Annotated in this window: 23 protein-coding genes and 2 tRNA genes; 6 read left to right on the forward strand and 19 right to left on the reverse strand. The window is 53.7% G+C overall.

Annotated features, from left to right (window positions below; translation table 11 throughout):
- Nucleotides 1–74 precede the first annotated feature (74 nt).
- The 8 genes from pnp to ACNQ0W_RS06885 all read right to left on the reverse strand — a co-directional run bounded on the left by pnp (nt 75) and on the right by ACNQ0W_RS06885 (nt 9320).
- Complete coding sequence (pnp, locus tag ACNQ0W_RS06850; protein WP_003861786.1) at nt 75–2213, reverse strand: polyribonucleotide nucleotidyltransferase; 2139 nt, start codon at nt 2211–2213, stop codon at nt 75–77.
- 242 nt (nt 2214–2455) lie between these two features.
- On the reverse strand, nt 2456–2725 hold the full coding sequence (gene rpsO, locus ACNQ0W_RS06855; RefSeq protein WP_003861789.1) for a 30S ribosomal protein S15: 270 nt from the start codon (nt 2723–2725) through the stop codon (nt 2456–2458).
- A gap of 154 nt (nt 2726–2879) precedes the next feature.
- On the reverse strand, nt 2880–3830 hold the full coding sequence (gene truB, locus ACNQ0W_RS06860; RefSeq protein WP_062933417.1) for a tRNA pseudouridine(55) synthase TruB: 951 nt from the start codon (nt 3828–3830) through the stop codon (nt 2880–2882).
- Entirely contained in the window at nt 3830–4234 is a 405-nt protein-coding gene (gene rbfA, locus ACNQ0W_RS06865) for a 30S ribosome-binding factor RbfA (protein WP_003861793.1), read from the reverse strand. Before rbfA ends, truB begins: the two co-directional genes overlap by 1 nt.
- Nucleotides 4235–4340: 106 nt before the next feature.
- Nucleotides 4341–7028, reverse strand: coding sequence for a translation initiation factor IF-2 (gene infB, locus ACNQ0W_RS06870; RefSeq protein ID WP_006812117.1), 2688 nt, complete (start codon nt 7026–7028; stop codon nt 4341–4343).
- A 24-nt stretch (nt 7029–7052) separates the two neighbouring features.
- Nucleotides 7053–8555, reverse strand: a complete 1503-nt coding sequence (gene nusA / locus ACNQ0W_RS06875; protein ID WP_003861798.1) for a transcription termination factor NusA — start codon at nt 8553–8555, stop codon at nt 7053–7055.
- A gap of 28 nt (nt 8556–8583) precedes the next feature.
- A complete protein-coding gene (gene rimP, locus ACNQ0W_RS06880) occupies nt 8584–9036 on the reverse strand; it encodes a ribosome maturation factor RimP (protein ID WP_014833432.1) in 453 nt (150 codons plus the stop codon).
- 207 nt (nt 9037–9243) lie between these two features.
- Nucleotides 9244–9320 (reverse strand) — tRNA-Met (locus ACNQ0W_RS06885).
- A 286-nt stretch (nt 9321–9606) separates the two neighbouring features.
- On the opposite strand from ACNQ0W_RS06885, the gene argG reads away from it, so the two are divergent.
- On the forward strand, nt 9607–10953 hold the full coding sequence (gene argG, locus ACNQ0W_RS06890; RefSeq protein WP_006812118.1) for an argininosuccinate synthase: 1347 nt from the start codon (nt 9607–9609) through the stop codon (nt 10951–10953).
- A gap of 153 nt (nt 10954–11106) precedes the next feature.
- Here the strand turns inward: argG and ACNQ0W_RS06895 are convergent.
- The 6 genes from ACNQ0W_RS06895 to rlmE all read right to left on the reverse strand — a co-directional run bounded on the left by ACNQ0W_RS06895 (nt 11107) and on the right by rlmE (nt 16698).
- A tRNA-Leu gene (locus tag ACNQ0W_RS06895) sits at nt 11107–11193 on the reverse strand.
- A 9-nt stretch (nt 11194–11202) separates the two neighbouring features.
- Entirely contained in the window at nt 11203–11535 is a 333-nt protein-coding gene (gene secG, locus ACNQ0W_RS06900; protein WP_003861803.1) for a preprotein translocase subunit SecG, read from the reverse strand.
- A gap of 222 nt (nt 11536–11757) precedes the next feature.
- A complete protein-coding gene (gene glmM / locus ACNQ0W_RS06905; protein ID WP_003861804.1) occupies nt 11758–13095 on the reverse strand; it encodes a phosphoglucosamine mutase in 1338 nt (445 codons plus the stop codon).
- The gene (gene folP / locus ACNQ0W_RS06910; RefSeq protein WP_062933418.1) at nt 13088–13936 is read right to left on the reverse strand and encodes a dihydropteroate synthase; all 849 of its coding nucleotides are present in this window, start codon (nt 13934–13936) and stop codon (nt 13088–13090) included. The genes glmM and folP overlap by 8 nt, the downstream gene beginning before the upstream one ends.
- A gap of 98 nt (nt 13937–14034) precedes the next feature.
- A complete protein-coding gene (gene ftsH / locus ACNQ0W_RS06915; RefSeq protein ID WP_013098921.1) occupies nt 14035–15969 on the reverse strand; it encodes an ATP-dependent zinc metalloprotease FtsH in 1935 nt (644 codons plus the stop codon).
- A 102-nt stretch (nt 15970–16071) separates the two neighbouring features.
- Nucleotides 16072–16698 carry a 23S rRNA (uridine(2552)-2'-O)-methyltransferase RlmE gene (gene rlmE, locus ACNQ0W_RS06920; RefSeq protein WP_003861812.1) on the reverse strand — a complete coding sequence of 209 codons (627 nt, stop codon included), beginning with the start codon at nt 16696–16698 and terminating at the stop codon, nt 16072–16074.
- Between the two features lie 127 nt (nt 16699–16825).
- Here rlmE and yhbY point away from each other — a divergent pair, with 127 nt between their 5' ends.
- The gene (yhbY, locus tag ACNQ0W_RS06925) at nt 16826–17119 is read left to right on the forward strand and encodes a ribosome assembly RNA-binding protein YhbY (RefSeq protein ID WP_003861814.1); all 294 of its coding nucleotides are present in this window, start codon (nt 16826–16828) and stop codon (nt 17117–17119) included.
- A 151-nt stretch (nt 17120–17270) separates the two neighbouring features.
- Here the strand turns inward: yhbY and greA are convergent, their stop codons facing one another.
- A complete protein-coding gene (gene greA, locus ACNQ0W_RS06930) occupies nt 17271–17747 on the reverse strand; it encodes a transcription elongation factor GreA (RefSeq protein WP_006812122.1) in 477 nt (158 codons plus the stop codon).
- Nucleotides 17748–17975: 228 nt separating this feature from the next.
- Here greA and dacB point away from each other — a divergent pair, with 228 nt between their 5' ends.
- Genes dacB through pmrB form a run of 3 tightly spaced genes read left to right on the forward strand, consistent with a single transcriptional unit; the run spans nt 17976 to nt 21114 of the window.
- Nucleotides 17976–19409: a serine-type D-Ala-D-Ala carboxypeptidase gene (dacB, locus tag ACNQ0W_RS06935; RefSeq protein ID WP_003861817.1), complete on the forward strand. Its 1434-nt coding sequence runs from the start codon at nt 17976–17978 to the stop codon at nt 19407–19409.
- 2 nt (nt 19410–19411) lie between these two features.
- Nucleotides 19412–20074, forward strand: a complete 663-nt coding sequence (gene pmrA, locus ACNQ0W_RS06940; protein ID WP_003861819.1) for a two-component system response regulator PmrA — start codon at nt 19412–19414, stop codon at nt 20072–20074.
- On the forward strand, nt 20071–21114 hold the full coding sequence (gene pmrB, locus ACNQ0W_RS06945; protein WP_062933420.1) for a two-component system sensor histidine kinase PmrB: 1044 nt from the start codon (nt 20071–20073) through the stop codon (nt 21112–21114). The genes pmrA and pmrB overlap by 4 nt, the downstream gene beginning before the upstream one ends.
- Before the next feature lie 32 nt (nt 21115–21146).
- Here the strand turns inward: pmrB and cgtA are convergent, their stop codons facing one another.
- The 4 genes from cgtA to rplU all read right to left on the reverse strand — a co-directional run bounded on the left by cgtA (nt 21147) and on the right by rplU (nt 23987).
- Nucleotides 21147–22322, reverse strand: coding sequence for an Obg family GTPase CgtA (gene cgtA / locus ACNQ0W_RS06950; RefSeq protein ID WP_006812124.1), 1176 nt, complete (start codon nt 22320–22322; stop codon nt 21147–21149).
- A 15-nt stretch (nt 22323–22337) separates the two neighbouring features.
- On the reverse strand, nt 22338–23303 hold the full coding sequence (locus ACNQ0W_RS06955) for a DMT family transporter (RefSeq protein WP_048981770.1): 966 nt from the start codon (nt 23301–23303) through the stop codon (nt 22338–22340).
- A gap of 95 nt (nt 23304–23398) precedes the next feature.
- Nucleotides 23399–23656, reverse strand: coding sequence for a 50S ribosomal protein L27 (gene rpmA, locus ACNQ0W_RS06960; protein ID WP_003861831.1), 258 nt, complete (start codon nt 23654–23656; stop codon nt 23399–23401).
- Between the two features lie 19 nt (nt 23657–23675).
- Entirely contained in the window at nt 23676–23987 is a 312-nt protein-coding gene (gene rplU, locus ACNQ0W_RS06965) for a 50S ribosomal protein L21 (RefSeq protein WP_003025032.1), read from the reverse strand.
- Between the two features lie 257 nt (nt 23988–24244).
- On the opposite strand from rplU, the gene ispB reads away from it, so the two are divergent.
- Nucleotides 24245–25216: an octaprenyl diphosphate synthase gene (ispB, locus tag ACNQ0W_RS06970; RefSeq protein ID WP_006812126.1), complete on the forward strand. Its 972-nt coding sequence runs from the start codon at nt 24245–24247 to the stop codon at nt 25214–25216.
- The last annotated feature ends 149 nt before the right edge of the window (nt 25217–25365 follow it).

Consider the following 25365-nt stretch of genomic DNA (forward strand, 5'->3'; position numbering starts at 1 on the left):
TGTCCCCCGGCGGCTTAACAAGGCGTCCTGCCTGATAATAAGCCCTCCGCCTGCGCGGAGGGCAAATGGCAACCTTACTCGCCTTGCTGTTCAGCAGCCGGAGCTTCCGGCGCCGCAGCAGGCTGAGACTGCTCGGTTGCTTCTTTAATGCTCAGACGGATACGGCCCTGGCGGTCAACTTCCAGAACTTTCACCGGTACTTCCTGACCCATTTGCAGGTAATCGGTCACTTTCTCAACGCGCTTGTCAGCGATCTGAGAGATGTGTACCAGACCTTCTTTACCGCCACCGATGGCAACGAATGCGCCAAAGTCAACGATACGGGTCACTTTACCATTGTAGATACGGCCCACTTCGATTTCTGCCGTGATCTCTTCGATACGACGGATAGCGTATTTCGCTTTCTCGCCGTCGGTTGCTGCGATCTTCACAGTACCGTCATCTTCGATTTCGATGGTGGTGCCCGTTTCTTCGGTCAGTGCACGGATAACAGAACCGCCCTTACCGATAACATCTTTGATCTTGTCTGGATTGATCTTGATGGTGTGAATACGCGGAGCGAATTCAGAGATATCACCGCGTGGCGCGTTGATAGCCTGTTCCATTACGCCCAGGATGTGCAGACGCGCACCTTTAGCCTGGTTCAGAGCAACCTGCATGATCTCTTTGGTGATGCCTTCAATTTTGATATCCATCTGCAAGGCAGAGATACCGTCGCGGGAACCCGCCACTTTGAAGTCCATATCGCCCAGGTGGTCTTCGTCACCCAGAATGTCAGACAGAACAACGTAGTTGTCGCCTTCTTTCACCAGACCCATTGCGATACCCGCAACGGCGGCTTTAATTGGCACGCCTGCATCCATCAGCGCCAGAGAAGCACCACACACGGAAGCCATGGAAGAAGAACCGTTGGATTCGGTGATTTCAGACACCACACGTACGGTGTACGGGAATTTGTCTGCTTCTGGCATCACTGCCAGCACGCCGCGCTTCGCCAGACGACCGTGACCAATTTCACGACGCTTCGGTGAGCCAACCATACCGGTTTCGCCCACAGAGTACGGAGGGAAGTTGTAGTGGAACAGGAAGCTGTCAGTGCGCTCGCCCATCAGTTCGTCGATGATCTGTGCGTCACGTGCAGTACCCAGGGTCGCGGTTACCAGCGCCTGCGTTTCACCACGAGTGAACAGCGCAGAACCGTGAGTACGTGGCAGTACGCCAGTACGCACGTCCAGACCACGGATCATGTCTTTTTCACGGCCATCGATACGCGGCTCGCCTGCCAGTACGCGGCTACGAACAACGTTTTTCTCGATGGCGTGCAGGATTTCGCCAATTTCGTTAGCGTCCAGCGTTTCGTCTTCGGCAACCAGGGTCGCGGTCACTTCAGATTTGATCACATCAACCTGAGCATAGCGCTCCTGTTTGTCGGTGATGCGGTATGCGTCGCTCAGACGAGATTCTGCCAGTGCAGCAACGCGTGCGTTCAGCGCGTCGTTGGCCGCTTCTGGCTGCCAGTCCCAACGTGGTTTACCGGCTTCTTTCACCAGATCGTTGATGTTCTGGATAACAACCTGCTGCTGGTCGTGGCCAAATACCACAGCGCCCAGCATCTGGTCTTCGCTCAGCAGTTCAGCTTCGGATTCAACCATCAGCACCGCGGCTTCAGTACCAGCGACAACCAGGTCCAGCTTACTCTCTTTCAGCTCTTCCTGAGTTGGGTTCAGCACGTACTGATCGTTGATGTAACCGACGCGCGCAGCACCGATTGGGCCATTGAATGGAATACCAGACAGTGACAGGGCAGCAGACGCACCGATCATCGCGACGATGTCCGGGTTAACCTGCGGGTTAACGGAAACAACGGTTGCGATAACCTGCACTTCGTTCACGAAGCCTTCCGGGAACAGCGGACGAACCGGGCGGTCAATCAGACGCGCGATCAGGGTTTCGCCTTCGCTTGGACGGCCTTCACGACGGAAGAAGCCACCCGGGATTTTACCGGCAGCGTAGGTACGCTCCTGGTAGTTAACGGTCAGCGGGAAGAAGTCCTGACCTGGTTTAGCTTTTTTCTGGCCAACTACGGTAACGAATACAGCAGTGTCATCCATGCTTACCATAACGGCAGCAGTAGCCTGACGCGCCATCATGCCGGTTTCCAGCGTGACGGTATGCTGACCATACTGGAATTTACGAACGATCGGATTCAGCAAAATTCTGTCCTTTCTTAAATGTTTGAAAGCACACCACCGGTGTGCTGACGATTTAACCCGACCTTCTTCGCATCCTCGCGACTAATGACAACCGACACCCCCATGGGTGAAGCCTCTCATTAGCCGCGCGAACCTCTGCAATGAAGATCATTTATAGCAACAATACAATAGTTTCCATTGAATTGCTGCCGTCTGGTTGAAAAAAGGGGCCATCAGGCCCCCTTTTCTGAAACTCGCAAGAATTAGCGACGCAGACCCAGACGCTCGATCAGCGCGGTGTAGCGTGCAACATCTTTACGCTTCAGGTAGTCGAGCAGTTTACGACGCTGAGAAACCATACGCAGCAGACCACGACGGCTGTGGTGATCTTTTTTGTGCTCTGCAAAGTGACCTTGCAGGTGGTTAATCTGTGCAGTCAGCAGTGCAACCTGAACTTCGGTAGAACCGCTGTCGTTAGTACCACGACCAAACTCAGAAACGATTTTAGCTTTAGCTTCAACGCTTAGAGACATTTTCAAACTCCAAAGTATAAAGAATGTAAGGATGCCGATCTCTAATTCAGCTATCCCATGTACGCCCCGCAGATTGTTAAACAATTTACCAGGCGTTAAGCGGCGATATTCTACTCGTCTCCCCTGCTTATCGCAAGGTGAGGCGTTATCACCGTCACGCTTCGACCGGATAGTCGACGACCAGACGACGCGGCGCCACACGCCCTTCGCCGTCCATTTCGCCCATACCGATGAATTTGCCTTCGTCACCTTCCGTCACGCGTACCAGGCCCTCAAGGGGAGCTCCCGTTGTGCGAACCGGGTTTCCGTTCTTAAAGTAAACGGACGATGTTAAAGGAAGATTAACAACCGGGAAGTCCACTGCCGGACTGTCCATTGGCATCAGCAGCGGGTCCAGCAGATCGGCCGGCGCAACGCCCTGCGCTTGCGCCTGTTCAACCAGGGCGTGCAGATGCTCAAGCGTCACCATGCGTTCGACCGGATATTTGCTGACCGCCAGACGACGCAGATAAATCACATGCGCGCCGCAGCCCAGCTTTTCACCGAGGTCATCAATAATGGTGCGGATATAGGTCCCTTTCGAACAGTGCACTTCCAGCTCCAGCTCATCACCTTCGTGACGAATAAACAGCAGCTCATACACAGTAATCGGACGAGCTTCGCGCGGAACCTCAATGCCCTGACGCGCATATTCGTAAAGCTTCTTGCCCTGATATTTCAGCGCCGAATACATCGACGGCACCTGTAGCGTATCACCACGGAAGCTGTCCAGCGCCGCATCAAGTTGCTCTGCGCTGAAGGTCACCGGGCGCTCTTCCACCACCTGGCCATCTGCATCGGAGGTATCCGTGCGCTGGCCCAGTTTGGCAATCACGCGGTAGCGTTTATCGGAATCCAGCAGGTACTGGGAAAACTTTGTGGCTTCCCCCAGGCAGATCGGCAGCATGCCGGTTGCCAGCGGATCCAGCGCGCCAGTGTGCCCTGCACGGTTGGCGTTATAAATACGCTTCACTTTTTGCAGCACGTCGTTGCTGGATGCGCCCTGTGGTTTATCCAGCAACAGCACGCCATGCACGTCACGACCGCGACGACGAGGACGACTCATCAGTCCTCCTTGCTGTCGTCCGCCGGGTTAACACGACGCTCATCGTCATGTTTCACCACGCTGGTCACCAGGTTGGACATACGCATACCTTCAACCAGCGAGTTGTCGTAGAAGAAGGTCAGCTCTGGCACGATACGCAGGCGCATCGCTTTGCCAAGCAGAGAGCGGATGAAACCCGAGGCTTCCTGCAACGCTTTAATGCCGTTCTTCACGGCGTCTTCATCCTGGTCATTCAGGAAAGTTACAAACACTTTGGCGTACGCCAGGTCGCGAGACATTTCCACGCCAGACACGGTGGTCATCATACCCACGCGTGGATCTTTGATTTCACGTTGCAGAATGAGAGCGATCTCTTTCTGCATCTCCTGCGCGACGCGCTGTGGGCGACCAAATTCTTTCGCCATAATAAATTCTCCAGACAAAAAAGGGGCTTAAGCCCCTTTTTAAAATTACTGCCGGGTGGCGCTTCGCTTACCCGGCCTACGCTAATTAATCTTCAGTTGACGAAGATTACGCGATGGTACGCTGAATTTCGATGATCTCGAACACTTCGATCATATCGCCAACGCGAACGTCGTTGTAGTTCTTCACGCCGATACCACATTCCATACCGTTACGGACTTCGTTAACGTCATCTTTGAAGCGGCGCAGGGATTCCAGCTCGCCTTCGTAGATAACCACGTTGTCACGCAGTACGCGGATTGGGTTGTGACGCTTGATGGTCCCTTCGGTAACCATACAGCCCGCGATCGCACCGAATTTCGGTGATTTGAACACGTCACGTACTTCAGCCAGACCGATGATCTGCTGTTTCAGCTCAGGAGACAGCATGCCGCTCATCGCTGCTTTCACTTCGTCAATCAGGTTATAGATGACGGAGTAGTAACGCAGATCCAGGCTTTCAGCATCAATCACTTTACGCGCAGATGCGTCAGCACGAACGTTGAAGCCAACCAGGATCGCGTTGGACGCTGCTGCCAGGGTTGCGTCGGTTTCGGTGATACCACCTACGCCAGAACCGATGATCTTCACTTTCACTTCGTCGGTAGACAGTTTCAGCAAGGAGTCGGAGATCGCTTCCACAGAACCCTGAACGTCCGCTTTCAGAACGATGTTCACTTCGTGAACTTCGCCTTCGGTCATGTTGGCGAACATGTTCTCGAGTTTAGATTTCTGCTGACGAGCCAGCTTCACTTCACGGAATTTACCCTGACGATACAGAGCGACTTCACGCGCTTTCTTCTCGTCACGTACCACGGTGACTTCGTCACCGGCAGCCGGAACACCGGACAGGCCGAGGATTTCCACTGGAATGGACGGACCCGCTTCCAGCACTTCCTGACCCAGTTCGTTACGCATCGCACGAACGCGACCGTATTCGAAACCACACAGAACGATGTCGCCCTTGTGCAGAGTACCTTCGCGAACCAGAACGGTTGCAACCGGACCACGACCTTTATCCAGGAAGGATTCGATTACCGCGCCGCTCGCCATACCTTTACGAACCGCTTTCAGCTCCAGAACTTCAGCCTGAAGCAGGATAGCGTTCAGCAGGTCGTCGATACCGGTACCTGCTTTTGCTGATACAGGGATGAACTGCGCTTCACCGCCCCACTCTTCCGGCATAACGCCGTACTGGGACAGTTCGTTCTTCACGCGATCCATATCGGCTTCTGGCTTATCGATTTTGTTAACTGCGACAACCAGAGGCACCTGCGCCGCTTTCGCGTGCTGGATAGCTTCAATGGTCTGTGGCATCACGCCATCGTCGGCAGCAACAACCAGAACAACGATATCCGTTGCCTGAGCACCACGAGCACGCATTGAGGTAAACGCTGCGTGGCCTGGGGTATCCAGGAAGGTGATCATGCCGTTTTCGGTTTCTACGTGGTAAGCACCGATGTGCTGGGTAATACCACCCGCTTCGCCGGAGGCAACCTTAGTAGAACGAATGTAGTCAAGCAGAGAGGTTTTACCGTGGTCAACGTGACCCATGATGGTCACGACCGGTGCGCGCGGTTCAGCCGCTGCGCCCGTATCACGGTCGCTCATTACTGCTTCTTCCAGCTCGTTTTCACGACGCAGGATAACTTTGTGGCCCATCTCTTCGGCAACCAGCTGTGCGGTTTCCTGGTCGATGACCTGGTTGATGGTGGCCATTGCGCCCAGTTTCATCATCGCTTTGATGACCTGAGAGCCTTTCACCGCCATCTTGTTAGCCAGTTCGCCAACGGTGATGGTTTCGCCGATCACAACGTCACGGTTAACGGCCTGAGCAGGCTTCTGGAAGCCCTGCTGGAGAGCGGAACCTTTACGCTTGCCGCCTTTACCGCCGCGAACCGCTGCACGCGCTTCTTCACGGTCAGCTTTTGATTCAGCGTGTTTGTTACCTTTTTTCGCAGGACGCGCAGCTTTTGCACTGCGAGTACGGCCACGACCACCTTCAACTTCGCGGTCGTTGTCGTCTTCTGCCTGACGCGCATGCTGAGACGTGGTGACGTGATAATCGCTGGTATCTTCAGTTGGTTCAGCGGTATTCACACCGTTCTTCTCGTTTTCTTCTGCCATGCGACGCGCTTCTTCGGCGACGCGGCGAGCTTCTTCTTCAAGCTTGCGGCGGGCTTCTTCTTCCGCTTTACGCTTCAGCTCGGCAGCTTCATTTTCACGGCGGGCTTTTTCAGCCTGGGCAGTTTTGGTCATTTCGTCGGTCTGTTGATTGCTCACTTTGTCTTTTTCCGCAGCGTCACGCTTCGCTTTTTCACCGGCGTCGCGTTTCGCTTTTTCTGCGGCCTCACGTTCAGCTTTTAATTCTGCTTCACGTTTGGCAGTGGCTTCTGCCTCACGCTGAGCTTGTTCTTCCGCTTCACGCTGTGCCTGCTCTTCCGCGGCAAGGCGTTCTGCCTCTTGCGGATCACGTTTTACAAAGGTGCGCGTCTTGCGGACTTCAATTTGTACCGACTTGCTTTTGCCACCGGTACCAGGGATGTTCAACGTGCTACGCGTTTTACGCTGTAGCGTTAACTTGTCAGGCGTAGAGCCGTGTTCACGGTTCAGGTGCGCTAACAAGGTTTGTTTTTCTTGCGCGGTCACCGAGTCATCAGCGGACTTCGGGATCCCTGCATCAGCAAATTGCTGTACCAGGCGGTCCACGGAGGTCTGAATCTCAGCAGCCAGCGATTTTACAGTTACATCAGTCATGCTGTTCCTTCCTGCTACAGTTTATTACGCTTCGTCGCCGAACCAGCAAATATTACGTGCGGCCATGATGAGTTCGCCGGCTTTCTCGTCGGTTAAACCTTCGATATCGGCCAGGTCATCAACGCCTTGCTCAGCGAGATCTTCCAGCGTACAAACACCACGGGCAGCCAGCTTGAACGCAATCGCACGATCAAGACCTTCCAGATTCAGCAGGTCATCAGCCGGCTTCTTATCGCCAAGGCTTTCTTCCTGAGCCAGCGCCAGGGTGGTCAGTGCGTTTTTAGCGCGTTCACGCAGGGCTTCAACGGTTGGTTCATCCAGACCGTCAATTTCCAGCAGCTCTTTCATTGGCACGTAGGCCAGTTCTTCCAGCGTAGAGAAACCTTCTTCAACCAGCACAGTGGCGAAGTCTTCGTCAATGTCCAGGTATTTGGTGAAGGTATCGATCGCCGCGTGGGCTTCAGCCTGATGCTTGGCCTGAAGGTCATCAACGGTCATCACGTTGAGTTCCCAGCCGCTCAGCTGTGACGCCAGACGTACGTTCTGACCGTTACGGCCAATCGCCTGCGCCAGGTTGCCCGCTTCTACAGCGATATCCATGGTGTGTTTGTCTTCGTCAACAACGATAGACGCCACATCAGCCGGTGCCATTGCGTTGATCACGAACTGCGCCGGGTTATCGTCCCACAGAACGATATCAATGCGCTCGCCGCCCAGTTCGGTAGAAACCGCCTGAACACGTGCGCCACGCATACCGACGCAAGCACCGACCGGGTCGATACGCTTGTCGTTGGTTTTCACCGCAATTTTCGCACGGGAACCCGGATCGCGGGCCGCCGCTTTGATTTCGATAACTTCTTCGCCGATTTCCGGCACTTCGATACGGAACAGTTCAACCAGCATTTCTGGTTTAGAACGCGTCACGAACAGCTGTGCACCACGCGCTTCAGGACGTACGGCATACAGCACACCACGAATACGGTCGCCTGGGCGGAAGTTTTCACGCGGCAGCATGTCTTCACGCAGGATCACGGCTTCAGCGTTACCCGGCAGCCCTTCGGATTTGATCTCCAGAGAGATGTTGTCGCGGTTCACTTTCTTCACCACACCAGTGATGATTTCGCCTTCCTGATCGCGGAACTGATCGACAACCAGCGCGCGCTCGGCTTCGCGAACTTTCTGCACGATAACCTGCTTCGCGGTCTGGGTGGTGATACGGTCGAAGGTAACAGATTCAATCTGATCTTCAACGTAGTCACCCACGTTCAGACTTTCGTCTTCAAAACGTGCCGCTTCCAGCGTGATCTCTTTGGTCGGTTGGGTCACTTCTTCTACGATTACCCAACGACGGAATGTATCGAAGTCACCGCTTTTACGATCGATTTCTACGCGAACATCGATCTCTTGTTCGTATTTTTTCTTGGTTGCTGTAGCCAGTGCACTTTCCAGCGCTTCGAAAATCTTCTCACGCGGCAGTGATTTCTCGTTGGAGACGGCTTCAACAACAGCCAAAATTTCTTTGTTCATCGCGGGCTTTTCACCTCAATCCAGACTGTTAAAAGTGGGGAACCAGGTTCGCCTTCTGGATATTACTCAGCGCGAACACTTCATCTTTGCCTTCGACTGTCACCGTGATCATTTCACCATCAACGGCTTTGATAATTCCCTGCCATTTACGGCGGTTCTGTACGGCCATACGCAGAACGAGAGCCACTTCTTCACCGGTAAAGCGCACGTAGTGCTCGGCCGTGAACATCGGACGATCGAGGCCAGGTGAGGAAACTTCCAGGTTGTACGCAACGGTAATCGGATCTTCAACATCAAGAACCGCACTCACCTGGTGGCTGACATCAGCACAATCATCAACATTGATGCCATCTTCACTATCAATATAGATGCGCAGTGTGGATGTACGGCCGCGAACGAATTCGATGCCGACCAGTTCGTAGCCCAGTGCTTCGACCGGCGCAGTAATCATCTCTGTTAATTTTTGCTCTAATGTGGACAAGCCCACCCCCAAGACATAAAAAAAGGGCGTAAAGCCCAGTTATTCTGTAGTCAGATAACAAAAAACCCCGATAAATCGGGGCTTTAGATAACTGAACCCTATAGCCACAACTGTGGCCTGGAGCACTCTCCGAAAGCATTTTTTCAAATCCAGCTACGAAGGCTCTAAGTCTTCACAGTATATTTGAAAAAGAACTTTATAGGAAAGTGGTTGCGGGGGCCGGATTTGAACCGACGACCTTCGGGTTATGAGCCCGACGAGCTACCAGGCTGCTCCACCCCGCGCCTGAAACGTGGCAAATTCTACGCGTTTTGGACAGAATTTGCAAATAATGCTGGGATTTGGTACCGAAGACGGGACGTAAAATCGGCGTTCAGTATATTGATAGTTGACCCCACCTGTCAACCCAACTTCAGCCAGGGCAATAAAAGGGAAATTTTTACAAAAAACGCACACGTCTCTTTCGGTCGTCGATAAAAGATGATTAAATGAATACTCACTTATTTTGCATAAACATGCATCGAGAGCGAAAGCGGTCTCTAATCAGTCAATCAAGCAGGGTTTTATTATATGACGACGATTCTCAAGCATCTCCCGGTAGGACAACGTATTGGCATCGCTTTTTCTGGCGGCCTGGATACCAGCGCTGCACTGCTGTGGATGCGCCAGAAGGGAGCGGTTCCTTATGCATATACTGCGAACCTGGGTCAGCCGGACGAGGAAGATTATGACGCGATCCCTCGTCGTGCCATGGAATATGGCGCAGAGAACGCACGTCTGATCGACTGCCGTAAGCAGCTGGTTGCCGAAGGGATTGCCGCAATCCAGTGCGGTGCTTTCCATAATACGACCGGCGGCCTGACCTATTTCAATACCACCCCGCTGGGTCGTGCCGTCACCGGCACTATGCTGGTTGCCGCCATGAAAGAAGATGGCGTGAACATCTGGGGGGACGGTAGCACCTATAAAGGCAACGATATTGAACGTTTCTATCGTTATGGCCTGCTGACCAACGCCGAGTTGCAGATCTACAAACCGTGGCTGGATACCGACTTCATCGACGAGCTGGGTGGCCGTCATGAAATGTCTGAGTTTATGATTGCCTGCGGCTTTGACTACAAGATGTCCGTTGAGAAAGCCTACTCAACCGACTCCAACATGCTGGGTGCGACGCATGAAGCGAAAGACCTGGAATTCCTGAACTCCAGCGTAAAAATTGTTAACCCGATCATGGGTGTGAAGTTCTGGGATGAGAACGTGAAGATCCCGGCGGAAGAAGTGACCGTGCGTTTCGAACGTGGTCATCCGGTTGCCCTGAACGGTAAAACCTTCTCCGACGATGTTGAACTGATGCTGGAAGCAAACCGCATCGGCGGTCGTCACGGGCTGGGTATGAGCGATCAGATCGAAAACCGTATCATCGAAGCGAAAAGCCGTGGTATTTACGAAGCGCCGGGGATGGCGCTGCTGCACATCGCTTACGAGCGTCTGCTGACCGGTATTCACAACGAAGACACCATCGAGCAGTATCACTCTCATGGCCGTCAGCTGGGTAAACTGCTGTATCAGGGTCGCTGGTTTGATCCACAGGCGCTGATGCTGCGTGACGCCCTGCAACGTTGGGTGGCAAGCGCAATCACCGGCGAAGTGACGCTAGAACTGCGTCGCGGTAACGACTACTCCATCCTCAACACCGTGTCTGACAACCTGACCTATAAAGCAGAGCGTCTGACCATGGAGAAAGGTGAGTCAGTGTTCTCTCCGGACGATCGTATTGGCCAGCTGACCATGCGTAACCTGGACATCACCGATACCCGTGAGAAGCTGTTCAACTATGTTGAGAATGGCCTGCTCTCCGCAAACTCCGGTAACGGTCTGCCGCAGGTTGAGAACCTGGAACACAGCGATAAGAAATAATCGACAATGAGACATGCAAAAGGCGCCCATTGGGCGCCTTTTTTATTTGGTATTTGTAGGGCGGGTAAGCGCAGCGCCACCCGCCATTTAGCCCGACACCACAATGTACAGACGAAAAAAAAGACGTCTTGCGACGTCTTTCTTCTGGAATATTGGTACCGAGGATGGGACTCGAACCCACAAGCCCGTTAGGGCACTACCACCTCAAGGTAGCGTGTCTACCAATTCCACCACCTCGGTACGGAATACTTACTGCGGGATATCGCTGGTTGGCTTAGCCGGTGCAGCTGGCTGAGTTTGCTCAGTTTTCGCTGGCGCGCTCAGATTTTCCCACTCGCTTCCTTTACTGGTCTTGTTGCTGTTGATATTGCCCAGCACCAGACTGATGATGAAGAACAGCGTAGCCAGAATCGCCGTGGTGCGGGTCATGAAGTTCGCAGAACCACTTGAACCGAACAGCGTACCGGAAGCGCCTGCTCCGAAGGAGGCTCCCATATCAGCGCCTTTACCTTGCTGTAGCATAATCAGCGCTACGAGAGCGATGGCTACAATAAGGAAAATAACTAAAAGAGCTTCGTACATAATCAACCTGTTCCTTGCGGATTTGCCGCATACCAATGCTTCGACCAATTAGCAGGATTTTGTTTCCCACTGAAGCGGGTGTGAATACTAACCAAAGCGAATCACCTTCGCAAGGGCATTTTCGAGGCATTGTATCAACTGCGGAAAAAAACAGCAAAAAGCCATTAATTGCTTAAAACAAAGGCGGCAAACGCCGCCTTTTTAAACACTTATTCTGAAAGATTATGCAGCTTTGACTGCATCCGCAATGCGGTGCGCAAATTCAGTCACCTGCGCTTCGTCTTCGCCTTCCACCATCACGCGGATCAGCGGCTCGGTACCCGACTTACGCAGCAGGACGCGCCCACGGCTGCCAAGAGTCGCTTCCACCTCTGCCATCACCGCTTTCACGTTATCATTTTCCAGCGGGTCGCCTTTACCCGCGGTGAAACGCACGTTGACCAGAATCTGCGGGAACATTTTCATGCCGCTGCACAGATCGTGCAGACTCATATGGTTACGCGCCATCGCGGCAACAACCTGAAGCGCCGCCACAATGCCGTCACCGGTAGTGGTTTTATCGAGCAGGATCACGTGGCCGGAGTTTTCCGCGCCGATACGCCAGCCTTTCTCCTGGAGTTTTTCCAGCACGTAGCGGTCACCCACTTTCGCACGAACAAACGGGATGCCCAGCTGTTTCAGCGCCAGCTCCAGGCCCATATTGCTCATCAGCGTACCGACCGCGCCACCGCGCAGCTGCCCCTGACGCAGGCCTTCACGCGCAATGATGTAGAGGATCTGATCGCCATCGACCTTGTTACCTTCGTGGTCAACCATGATCACCCGGTCGCCATCGCCATCCAGGGCAATACCCAGATCGGCCTTTTCAGCCAGGACACGCGCCTGCAAGGCACGCACGTCTGTCGCGCCAACTTCTTCGTTGATGTTCAGGCCGTCCGGCTCGCAGCCGATAGTGATCACTTTCGCACCCAGCTCGCGGAACACATTCGGTGCAATGTGGTAAGTTGCACCGTTGGCACAGTCCACCACAATTTTGAGGTGTGCCAGGCTCAGTTCATTCGGGAAAGTGCCTTTGCAGAATTCAATGTAGCGGCCTGCGGCATCGACAATACGGTTTGCTTTACCCAGCTCAGCGGAGTCAACACAGGTGATCTCTTTTTCCATTTCCGCTTCAATCGCCTCTTCCACGTCATCCGGCAGTTTAGTGCCGTCGATGGAGAAGAATTTGATACCGTTGTCATAGAACGGGTTATGGGAAGCGGAAATAACGATGCCCGCTTCCGCACGGAAGGTGCGGGTCAGATAGGCAACGGCAGGGGTCGGCATTGGCCCCGTAAAGGAAGCTGAAAGCCCCGCCGCCGCCAGCCCGGCTTCCAGCGCGGATTCCAGCATATAACCCGAAATACGGGTATCTTTACCAATAATGATCTTACGGGAGCCATGACGCGCCAGCACCTTACCCGCTGCCCAGCCCAGTTTCAGGACAAAGTCAGGGGTAATTGGCGCATCGCCTACGCGCCCACGGATGCCATCGGTACCAAAATATTTACGATTACTCATAGCGTTTGTTTTCCTTCGCTGCCAGTGTGGCTTCCACCACACGCATGGCTTCTACTGTTTCTTTTACGTCATGGACGCGAATGATGTGTGCACCTTGCATCGCGGCAATCACCGCGCAGGCCAGACTGCCGCTCAGACGTTCGCTCGGCCCGACATTCAACAACTGACCAATCATCGATTTTCTCGACATTCCCACCAGCAGTGGCAGGCCGAACTGATGAAACTCTGATAAGCGCGCAAGCAACGCGTAATTGTGTGAGAGATTTTTACCGAAACCGAAGCCCGGGTCGAGCAGCAATTTCTCTTTTGCGATACCCGCACGTTCACAGCGTTCGATATGCTCAATAAAGAAGCGGGTGACGTCGGCAAACACATCGTCATATTTTGGCGCCTCCTGCATTGTTTTTGGCTGGCCTTGCATATGCATCAGACACACCGGTAGCCCGGTTTCTGCGGCGGCTTCAATCGCGCCCGGCTCGGTCAGCGAGCGGATATCATTGATAATGTGAGCGCCCACTCTCGCCACTTCACGGATCACTTCGGGTTTGGAGGTATCAACGGAGATCCACACTTCAAAGCGCCCGGCGATAGCCTCCACCACCGGCACCACGCGCGTCAGCTCTTCTTCCACCGAAACCTCCGCCGCGCCAGGCCGCGTTGACTCCCCTCCAACGTCAATGATGGTGGCACCCGCGTTGATCATTAAATTCGCGTGTTTAACCGCGTCGATAAGCGAATTATGCGTGCCGCCGTCAGAGAAGGAATCAGGCGTGACATTCAGGATCCCCATCACATGAGGATGTGAAAGATCGAGATGCGAGTCCTGGGCGAATAGTTTCATGGTTAAATCCCTGGGATTAATGTGGTTAAACAGATAAGAAAAACCCCGGAGCAAGCTCCAGGGTTTGAGATACAGACAAACGCTTCAACAGCAGTGACTTACTTGTCGCCCAACTGCTCTGACATGGTGTTGCCCGGGTTTGGCGTACGCGGTTCATCGACCGGACGCGGCGCACGCGGGGTGCCATTATTGTCAGAATTGTTAGACGCGCCTGGGTCTTCCCAGCCTGCCGGCGGACGCACTTCGCGGCGCGCCATCAGGTCGTCAATCTGCGGTGCATCGATGGTCTCATATTTCATGAGCGCATCTTTCATCGAATGCAGGATGTCCATATTGTCGTTCAGGATCTGACGGGCGCGACCGTAGTTACGTTCGATCAGCGCTTTCACTTCCTGGTCGATGATACGAGCCGTTTCATCGGACATATGTTTCGCTTTTGCCACGGAGCGGCCCAGGAATACTTCGCCCTCTTCCTCTGCATACAGCAGCGGACCGAGTTTGTCGGAGAAGCCCCACTGAGTCACCATGTTACGCGCCAGGTTTGTCGCCACTTTAATGTCGTTGGACGCACCGGTCGAAACATGTTCCGGACCGTAGATAATCTCTTCGGCCAGACGACCGCCGTACAGGGTTGAAATCTGGCTTTCCAGCTTCTGACGGCTGGCGCTGATCGCGTCGCCTTCAGGCAGGAAGAAGGTCACACCCAGCGCACGACCGCGTGGAATAATCGTCACCTTGTGTACGGGATCGTGTTCCGGCACCAGACGACCGATAATCGCGTGGCCCGCTTCGTGATATGCCGTGGACTCTTTCTGCGCTTCCGTCATCACCATGGAGCGACGTTCCGCACCCATCATGATTTTGTCTTTCGCTTTCTCGAATTCCACCATGGACACCACGCGCTTGTTACCGCGAGCGGCAAACAGTGCTGCTTCGTTGACCAGGTTAGCCAGATCCGCACCGGAGAAGCCTGGAGTACCACGCGCGATGATTGCCGCGTCGATATCTGGCGCCAGCGGTACGCGACGCATATGCACTTTCAGAATCTGTTCACGACCGCGAACATCCGGCAGACCGACCACAACCTGACGGTCGAAACGGCCTGGACGCAGCAGCGCAGGGTCAAGTACGTCCGGACGGTTAGTTGCCGCGATAACGATGATACCTTCGTTACCTTCGAAGCCGTCCATCTCAACCAGCATCTGGTTCAGGGTCTGCTCACGTTCATCGTGACCACCGCCCAGGCCTGCGCCACGCTGGCGGCCTACGGCGTCGATTTCATCGATAAAGATGATGCACGGTGCTGCCTTCTTAGCCTGCTCGAACATGTCACGCACACGAGATGCACCGACACCCACGAACATTTCAACGAAGTCAGAACCTGAAATAGTAAAGAACGGCACCTTCGCTTCACCCGCGATGGCTTTCGCCAGCAGGGTTTTACCGGTACCCGGAGGGCCGACCATCAGGACGCCTTTCGGGATCTTACCGCCCAGTTTCTGGAAACGGCTCGGCTCGCGCAGGTATTCAACCAGTTCACCCACCTCTTCTTTTGCTTCGTCACAACCTGCTACGTCAGCAAACGTGGTTTTGATCTGGTCTTCCGTCAGCATACGCGCCTTGCTCTTACCGAACGACATGGCACCTTTGCCACCACCGCCCTGCATCTGGCGCATAAAGAAGATCCAGACGCCGATAAGAAGCAGCATCGGGAACCAGGAAATGAAGATAGAAGCCAGCAGGCTTGGTTCTTCCGGCGGCTCGCCTACCACTTTGACGTTTTTGGTCAGAAGGTTATCAAGCAGCTTAGGATCGTTCACCGGGATGTAAGTCGTGTAACGGTTACTATCTTTCTTGGTAACGTTGATCTCACGTCCGTTGATACGCGCTTCGCGAACCTGGTCCTGATTGACCTCTTGCAGGAAGGTAGAATAATCCACCTTGCGGCCATTCGACTCGCTGGGCCCAAAGCTCTGGAATACTGACATCAGCACAACGGCAATGACCAGCCAGAGTATTAGGTTTTTCGCCATGTCACTCAAGGGATTAACCTCATATTACAACTGTGTTAAAAACAGCGTCAGGATACTCTATATCCAGTTTCATTCAAACTTTCGCCTGAAATCTACCGGTTATCATTTTCGCCCGGTCGCTACAATATACACTTCACGGGAACGGGCCCGGGAAGAGTCCGGCTTACGAACTTTGACCTTCGCAAACAGGGAGCGAATTTCCTTAAGATACTCCTCGAAACCTTCGCCCTGAAACACCTTCACAACAAAACTACCACCAGGCGCTAGTACATCACGACACATTTCTAACGCTAGTTCCACCAGATACATGGCGCGGGGGATATCCACCGCCGGTGTTCCACACATATTTGGCGCCATATCCGACATGACAACCTGGACCTTACTGTCACCTACACGATCAAGTAATGCTTTAAGCACTAATTCATCACGAAAGTCGCCCTGAAGGAAGTCGACACCGACGATGGGATCCATTGGTAAAAGATCGCATGCGATGATTCGGCCCGTTCCGCCGATCTGCGTAACCGCATACTGGGACCATCCGCCAGGTGCCGCACCGAGGTCGACCACCGTCATTCCCGGTTTAAAAAGTTTGTCACTTTGCTGTATTTCATCAAGTTTAAACCAGGCGCGGGAACGCAACCCCTTTTTCTGCGCCTGTTGAACATATTTATCGCTAAAGTGTTCCTGAAGCCAGCGGCTGGAGCTGGCAGAACGCTTTTTACCTGTCATTTAACATTTCCGTCCTGGTTCATCGTTGCTTGCCTGTGACGTAAATTTCTACGCAGCTATTTGGCGATATTAGGGAGATGGCGGTAGAATGAACCGTTTTCAATCCCAACGTAAGCAAAAATATACGATGAATCTGAGTACTAAACAAAAACAGCACCTTAAAGGTCTGGCACATCCGCTCAAGCCTGTAGTGATGCTTGGCAACAATGGTTTGACCGAAGGGGTGCTTGCCGAGATTGAACAAGCGCTGGAACACCACGAGCTGATCAAGGTGAAAATCGCCTCTGAAGACAGAGACACTAAAAACCTGATCGTGGAAGCCATCGTGCGCGAAACCGGCGCCTGTAATGTACAGGTCATCGGTAAAACGCTGGTGCTCTATCGCCCATCTAAAGAGCGCAAAATCTCGCTGCCACGTTAAGGATATCCTGAATCGAACACATTTTCTGTGTGAAACGAGGGATTTCTTTCAGCAGGCGAGCAAAATGCCATGCTCCTTGAGTTGATAAAAGGCCGCTATGCGGCCTTTTTCTTTTCTTTACAATGTATCAACATCTTAGTAGAGAAGCGAATTACAGGTATTCAACCTTAATAATTTCGTATTCCACTTCACCACCAGGGGTGCGGATGGTGACCACATCGTCCTGCTCTTTGCCAATCAGGCCACGAGCAATCGGCGAGTTCACCGAAATCAGGTTCTGTTTGAAGTCCGCTTCATCATCACCCACGATGCGATAGGTCTGCTCTTCGTCGTTGTCCAGATTCAGGACGCTGACGGTAGAGCCGAAGATCACACGGCCATTATTTGGCATTTTGGTGATATCGATAACCTGCGCGTTAGACAGCTTTGCCTCGATATCTTTAATGCGCCCCTCACAGAAACCCTGCTGCTCACGCGCCGCGTGGTATTCAGCATTCTCTTTCAGGTCGCCATGCTCACGCGCTTCCGCGATAGCGGCGATGATTTCAGGGCGACGCACAGATTTGAGAAAATCCAGCTCTTCGCGCAGTTTTTCGGCACCACGTAAGGTCATCGGAATAGCTTGCATTTGTTATACCTCTTAAACATTCCTGTTGGGAGCAGTGTTCCCTGCTCCAGCCCACCTGAACAGGCCAGAAGCAAAAAGAAAACCGACCCGGGAGCAACGCCCCAGGTCAGCAGCAATTTTTCAATTTGATACGCATTTTACCGCGAAGTTCACTATGGGTCATCGTTTACTTTACAGTGCCATGCACCGTAGTATGACGGTTTGTTTTCGGGTTGTTAGCGCGAGATTATGCGATTTTCCAGTTTTATCATCGGATTGACTACCAGTATAACGTTCACCGTTCAGGCCGCGAATGTTGATGAGTACATTAATCAACTGCCCGCCGGCGCGAACCTTGCCCTGATGGTGCAGAAGGTTGGCGCGCAGGCTCCCGAGATTGACTATCACAGTCAACAGATGGCGCTGCCTGCCAGTACCCAGAAGGTGATCACTGCCCTCGCCGCCCTGCTCCAGCTCGGGCCTGACTTCCGTTTTACTACCACCCTTGAAACCAGAGGTAACGTTGAGGGTGGCGAACTGAAAGGCGATCTTATCGCCCGTTTTGGTGGCGATCCCACCTTTAAGCGCCAGGATGTCCGCAATATGGTGGCGGTACTGAAAAAATCCGGCGTAACAAAAATTGATGGCAACGTGCTGATCGACACCTCCATTTTCGCCAGCCACGATAAAGCGCCTGGCTGGCCGTGGAACGACATGACGCAGTGCTTTAGCGCCCCGCCAGCCGCCGCCATCGTTGACCGTAACTGCTTCTCCGTATCGCTTTACAGCGCGCCAAAACCAAATGACTTAGCTTTTATCCGCGTGGCCTCATACTACCCGGTCACGATGTTCAGCCAGGTGCGGACGCTGGCGAAAGGCTCCCCGGAGGCGCAGTATTGCGAGCTGGACGTGGTACCGGGCGATCTCAACCGCTATACGCTCACCGGCTGCCTGACCCAGCGGGCCGATCCTCTCCCGCTGGCCTTCGCCATTCAGGATGGCGCTGGCTATGCCGGTGCCATTTTTAAAGATGAACTGAAGCAGGCGGGCATAACCTACACCGGAACGCTGCTGCGCCAGACGCAGGTAAATGAGCCAGGCACGGTGATTGCCAGCAAACAGTCCGCGCCACTGCATGATTTGCTTAAGATTATGCTGAAAAAGTCGGATAACATGATTGCCGATACGGTGTTCCGCATGATCGGGCACGCGCGCTTTGGTGTGCCGGGCACCTGGCGGGCCGGTTCTGATGCCGTACGTCAGATCCTGCGCCAGCAGGCGGGTATCGATCTGGGCAATACGATCGCCGTCGATGGTTCCGGTTTATCGCGTCATAACCTGATCTCGCCGGCCACCATGATGCAGGTGTTGCAGTACATTGCTCAGCATGACGCTGAGCTAAACTTTATTACGATGCTGCCGCTTGCCGGGCACGACGGCTCTCTTCAGTACCGCGCGGGCCTTCACGCTGCGGGCGTGGATGGCAAAGTGTCAGCCAAAACGGGTTCCCTGCAAGGCGTTTACAACCTTGCCGGTTTTATCACCACCGCCAGCGGACAACGCATGGCATTTGTGCAGTATCTTTCCGGCTATGCCGTCGAACCGGCTGACCAGCGCAATCGCCGTATTCCACTGGTGCGTTTCGAAAGCAGGCTCTATAAGGACATCTACCAGAATAACTAGCGATGAAACTACTGATAGTTGAAGACGATCTGTTATTGCAGGAAGGGTTAGCGCTGGCGCTGGGGAATGAAGGTTACGCCCTGGATTGTGCCGCCACGGCCGCTGAAGCAGATGCCCTGATCCAGAGCGGTGAATACAGCCTGGTGATCCTGGATTTGGGGCTGCCAGATAAAGACGGCGCGACGCTGCTCTGCCAGTGGCGTCGTCGCGGGGTGGAGAATCCCGTATTGATTCTCACTGCTCGCGATGCCATTGAAGACAGAATTAACGGGCTGGATTCTGGCGCTGACGATTATCTGGTAAAACCCTTCGCCCTTGCCGAGCTACAGGCTCGCGTGCGGGCGTTGATCCGCCGCTATCAGGGCCACAGCGACAACCTGCTGACGGACGGAGATATCACCCTCAATCTGCAAACTCAGCAGGTGCTGCGCCAGTCTCAGCCTGTGGAAGTGACGCCAAAAGAGTTCGCTCTGCTGACGCGCCTGATCATGCGCAGCGGGCAGACCGTGCACCGCGAAACGCTGCAACAGGACATCTACTCCTGGCAGGACGATCCAGGATCAAACACGCTTGAAGTTCACATTCATAATCTGCGGCGCAAGCTCGGTAAAGATCGCATCAAAACCGTACGCGGCGTGGGTTACCGTCTGGAGAGCCAGAAATGAACAGTATGCGCCGGCGATTAATGGTGTTGCTGGCGGTTATTCTGCTCTTTTTTCAACTCATTAGCGTAGTCTGGCTATGGCATGAGAGCCGCGAGCAAATCGGTTTTCTGGTGAACGAAACGCTGTCCGCCAAAGCGCGCAACAACCATGTCGAAAAAGAGATCCGCGAAGCCATTGCCTCCCTGCTGGTCCCTTCTCTGGTGATGGTCGGTTTTACCCTGCTCTTCTCATTCTGGGCAGTCACCTGGATCACCCGGCCACTCAACAAACTCCGCGCCAGCCTTGCGAACCGCTCGGCGGATAATCTGACTCCCCTGCCGATGTATTCCGATATGGAAGAGATAGGCGCTGTGACCGCGTCGCTCAATCAACTCCTCGCCCGGCTGGACCACACTATTCAACAGGAACGCCTGTTTACCGCCGATGCGGCACACGAGTTACGTACGCCGCTTGCGGGGATCAGGCTCCATCTGGAACTGATGGCTCAGTCCGGTTCCCCGCAGGCCACGCCACTGATAAGCCGTATCGATCAGTTGATGCACACGGTAGAACAGCTGCTGATGCTGGCGCGTGCCGGACAGGCGATGGCCAGCGGCCATTACGATACCGTGAACTGGACAGAGACGATCATCGCTCCGCTCAGCCTGGAGCATGAAGCCAAAGAGCATACGGTAATATGGCCGGCCCACAGCGCGCTGACGGTACAGGGGGACGCCGTCCTGTTACGTCTGATGCTAAGGAACCTTCTGGAGAATGCCGCCCGCTACAGCCCGGCAGGCACAACCATTGAAGTGGCATTAACAGCGACGGAGGGCGGTACCCAGGTGAGCGTTACCGATCAGGGGCCGGGTATTGATGAGGCACACCGCCAGTCGATCACCGAGCCTTTCCGACGTCTCGACCAGCGCTACGGCGGCAGCGGCCTTGGGCTGAGCATCGTACAGCGTATCGTACAGCTCCATCATGGCCATTTAACGCTGGAGAACGGCGCTGAGGGCGGCCTCATCGCCAGCTGTTGGTTACCGGCGAAAATAGGATAAAAAAAGCCCCGTTAAGGGGCTTTATACAGGAGTTAGTGCTTGTAGATGAACTCGACACCTTCTTCGTCGTCTTCATCCCAGTCATCGTCCCAGTCTTCATCATCTTCTTCCGCTTCCAGCTCTTCGAGCTGCTGGCGGTGGTAGTCATCCCACATGAATTCGACTTTTTCAGGCTGTTTCGCCTCTTCTGCCTGAACAACCGGATTCTCGATGATAAAGGTCATCACATCCCAGCAGAGATCTTTCACGCCAACCTGGCTGGCGGCAGAGATCAGATAGTACTTATCTTCCCAACCCATCGCGTCGGCAATCGCTTTAGCTTTCGCTTCAGCTTCCGCTTTGTCCATCAGGTCGATCTTGTTAAATACCAGCCAGCGCGGTTTTTGCGCCAGTTTTTCACTGTATTTCTCCAGCTCGCCAATAATGATACGGGCGTTTTCAACCGGATCGGAACCGTCGATTGGATCGATGTCGATGAGGTGCAACAGTACGCGACAACGCTCAAGGTGCTTCAGGAAGCGAATACCCAGACCGGCGCCTTCTGCTGCCCCTTCAATCAGACCCGGGATGTCAGCGACCACGAAGCTCTTCTCGTTATCCATACGGACAACGCCCAGGCTCGGCACCAGCGTCGTAAACGGATAATCCGCCACTTTTGGTTTCGCCGCAGAGACCGCACGGATAAACGTCGATTTACCGGCGTTTGGCATGCCCAGCATCCCCACATCCGCCAGCAGCATCAGTTCCAGTTGCAGGTCGCGCTTATCACCCGGGGTACCCATGGTTTTCTGACGCGGGGTACGGTTAACGGAAGATTTGAAACGGCTGTTACCCAGACCGTGCCAGCCGCCTTTCGCCACCATCAGGCGCTGACCGTGTTTGGTCATATCGCCCATGGTTTCGCCCGTGCCCTGATCGATGACACGCGTACCTACCGGCACTTTGATCGTCACGTCTTTACCGCGTTTACCGGTACAGTCGCGGCTCTGACCGTTCTGGCCACGCTCGGCGCGGAAAGATTTTTCGAAACGGTAGTCGATCAGCGTGTTGAGGTTTTCATCCGCCTCCAGCCACACGTCGCCACCGTCCCCACCGTCACCGCCGTCAGGACCGCCACGAGGAATATATTTTTCACGGCGGAAGCTTACACAACCGTTACCGCCATCACCTGCCACGACCAGAATCGTCGCTTCATCAACAAACTTCATTTTACTCTCCGTAACTCATTCGCCTGAGCGGGGGACTATTACAACCGCTTCATTTTTGCGCCAACGCCCCCAGAGACGATGACCAATGGCGGAATACATCGCGCCCGCAACCACGACAAACGCACCGAGATAACCCAACAGGTTGAGCATCGGCTTGACGAAGACATCGGGCCAGGCCATTGATAACAAATCTGAAAATAACAGCGTAAACAGCGGAGTAAGCGTAATTAAGGCGCTCACCTGTGCTGCCTGCCAGCGCGCCATGGCTTCAGCCAGCGCGCCATAACCGACCAGCGTATTCAGCCCACAAAAAATGAGGCACGCCAGTTGCCAGTCGCTGAGCTGGGTAATTACACCCGGCTTCGCTAACGGCAATAATGCCAGTGTACACAAAGTGTACAGCAAAAAGAGGATCTGCTGTGAGGCAAGACGGCGCAATAACACCTTTTGCGCGACGCCATAACTCACCCAGACCGTTGCTGCGCCCACCCCAAAAATGACACCCCAGGTGTAATCCGTCAGGCGGGTAAAAATCTCAATCAGGCTGGTGTTAAAGAACATCACCAGCCCGCAAAGCAGCATGCATGCCCCGATGATCTGCGTGCCGCGCATTTTCTCCTTGAGGATGAATACGCTGGCGACCATCATGCCGACCGGTGAAAGCTGACCAATCACCTGCGACGCTGTAGGGCTAAGATATTGCAGGGAAGAGCTGAACAGAATGAAGTTACCGAACAGACCGCCCGTCGCGATAGCCAGTAACACCAGCCAACGCGGTTTTCGGAAGATGCGCAGCGGTGGCAGTTTACCTTTAACGGCCAGAATGGCGCCCAGGCCTATGCTTGCCATCAGGAAGCGATAAAACACCACCGTCGGTGGCTCCATAACTTCCAGTACCTGCTTCATTGCAATTGGCAGCGCACCCCAGCACATTGCGGTAGTGAGCGCCAAAAGAATACCAATGCCGGCCTGCTGCTTCATGCCCGTTTTCCCTACAGAAAATTTTCCGGGTTTCCAATGTAAAAAGCCCCGCAACACGTTGCGGGGCTTTAATCCGTTACCGGACCGAGAAAACCTTACTCAGCAACGATGCTGATGTATTTACGGTTGTTCGGGCCTTTAACTTCAAATTTCACTTTACCGTCTGCTTTAGCAAACAGAGTGTGGTCACGACCGCAACCTACGTTGGTACCCGCGTGGAACTTGGTGCCACGCTGACGAACGATGATGCTACCCGCCAGAACGGATTCGCCACCGAAACGCTTAACGCCCAGGCGTTTAGCTTCTGAATCGCGACCGTTACGTGTGGAGCCGCCAGCCTTTTTATGTGCCATTTAAATCTCTCCTCAGGTCTTAGGCGCTGATGCCAGTAATTTTCACATCAGTGAACCACTGACGGTGGCCCTGCTGCTTACGATAGTGTTTACGACGACGAAACTTAACGATTTTAACTTTCTCGCCACGACCGTGAGCAACAACTTCAGCTTTGATAACGCCGCCATCAACGAAAGGAACGCCGATTTTGACTTCTTCACCGTTTGCGATCATCAGAACTTCAGCGAACTCAACAGATTCGCCAGTTGCGATGTCCAGCTTTTCCAGGCGAACGGTCTGACCTTCGCTTACTCGGTGTTGTTTACCACCACTTTGGAAAACCGCGTACATATAAACTCCGCTTCCGCGCACATCCTCGTATGATTCAGAGTGCGCTATAAATATTCACAATAGGGCGCGAATATTACGCAAAACGCGAGCCTTTGACAAGTGCTACCATCAATACATGAAGAAAAAAAACACAACACGTACGGTAACGTTTATCTGAGCCGTTTTTTCAGTACAATCAGCAATACTATTTATAAACCGAAACCCTTTGTGTACCCATCTCGTGTGGGATAAACAGGATAAAAAGCCCGGCTTTTGCGATGAATTTAGAAAAAATCAATGAGTTAACCGCGCAAGATATGGCGGGTGTGAATGCAGCAATCCTGGAGCAACTCAACTCTGACGTTCAGCTGATCAATCAGTTGGGCTATTATATCGTCAGCGGCGGCGGTAAACGTATTCGTCCGATGATTGCCATTCTGGCTGCGCGCGCGGTTGGCTATCAGGGAAATGCCCACGTCACGATCGCGGCGCTGATCGAATTTATCCACACCGCCACCCTGCTTCACGACGATGTTGTGGATGAATCAGACATGCGTCGTGGTAAAGCTACCGCCAACGCCGCGTTTGGTAATGCGGCAAGCGTTCTGGTAGGCGATTTTATCTATACCCGAGCCTTCCAGATGATGACCAGCCTTGGTTCGCTGAAGGTGCTGGAAGTGATGTCAGAAGCCGTGAACGTTATCGCTGAAGGTGAAGTCCTACAGCTGATGAACGTCAACGACCCGGACATCACCGAAGAAAACTATATGCGGGTGATTTACAGCAAGACCGCACGTCTGTTCGAAGCCGCCGCACAATGCTCCGGCATTCTGGCTGGCTGTAGCGAAGCTCAGGAAAAGGGGCTTCAGGACTATGGCCGTTACCTCGGCACCGCGTTCCAGCTGATTGATGATTTGCTGGACTACAGCGCGGATGGCGAAACGCTCGGTAAAAACGTCGGCGATGACCTGAACGAAGGCAAGCCAACGCTGCCGCTGCTCCACGCGATGCGCAATGGCACACCAGAGCAGGCGAAAATGATCCGGGAGGCTATCGAGCAGGGAAATGGACGCCATCTTCTGGAACCGGTACTGGAAACAATGGCAATCTGCGGCTCCCTGGAATGGACGCGTCAGCGCGCTGAAGAAGAAGCGGACAAAGCCATTGCCGCCATTCAGGTCATTCCCGACAGCCCATGGCGTGATGCGCTAATCGGCCTCGCGCACATCGCCGTCCAGCGCGACCGTTAATCCCTCCTCATCTCCCTGCGCTCTCGCAGGGAGATTCCAGTACACTCCAGTAAATTACATTTCCGCGTAAGCCCATCGGGTTACAGGCCGCATGTATAAAGCCGTGCCTTATTCTGAATATTGCTTCTCGTAACATGAACTTTTTAGAA

This window comes from Enterobacter cloacae complex sp. 6730903 (assembly GCF_048283985.1).
Taxonomy (GTDB): Bacteria; Pseudomonadota; Gammaproteobacteria; order Enterobacterales; family Enterobacteriaceae; genus Enterobacter; species Enterobacter hormaechei_C.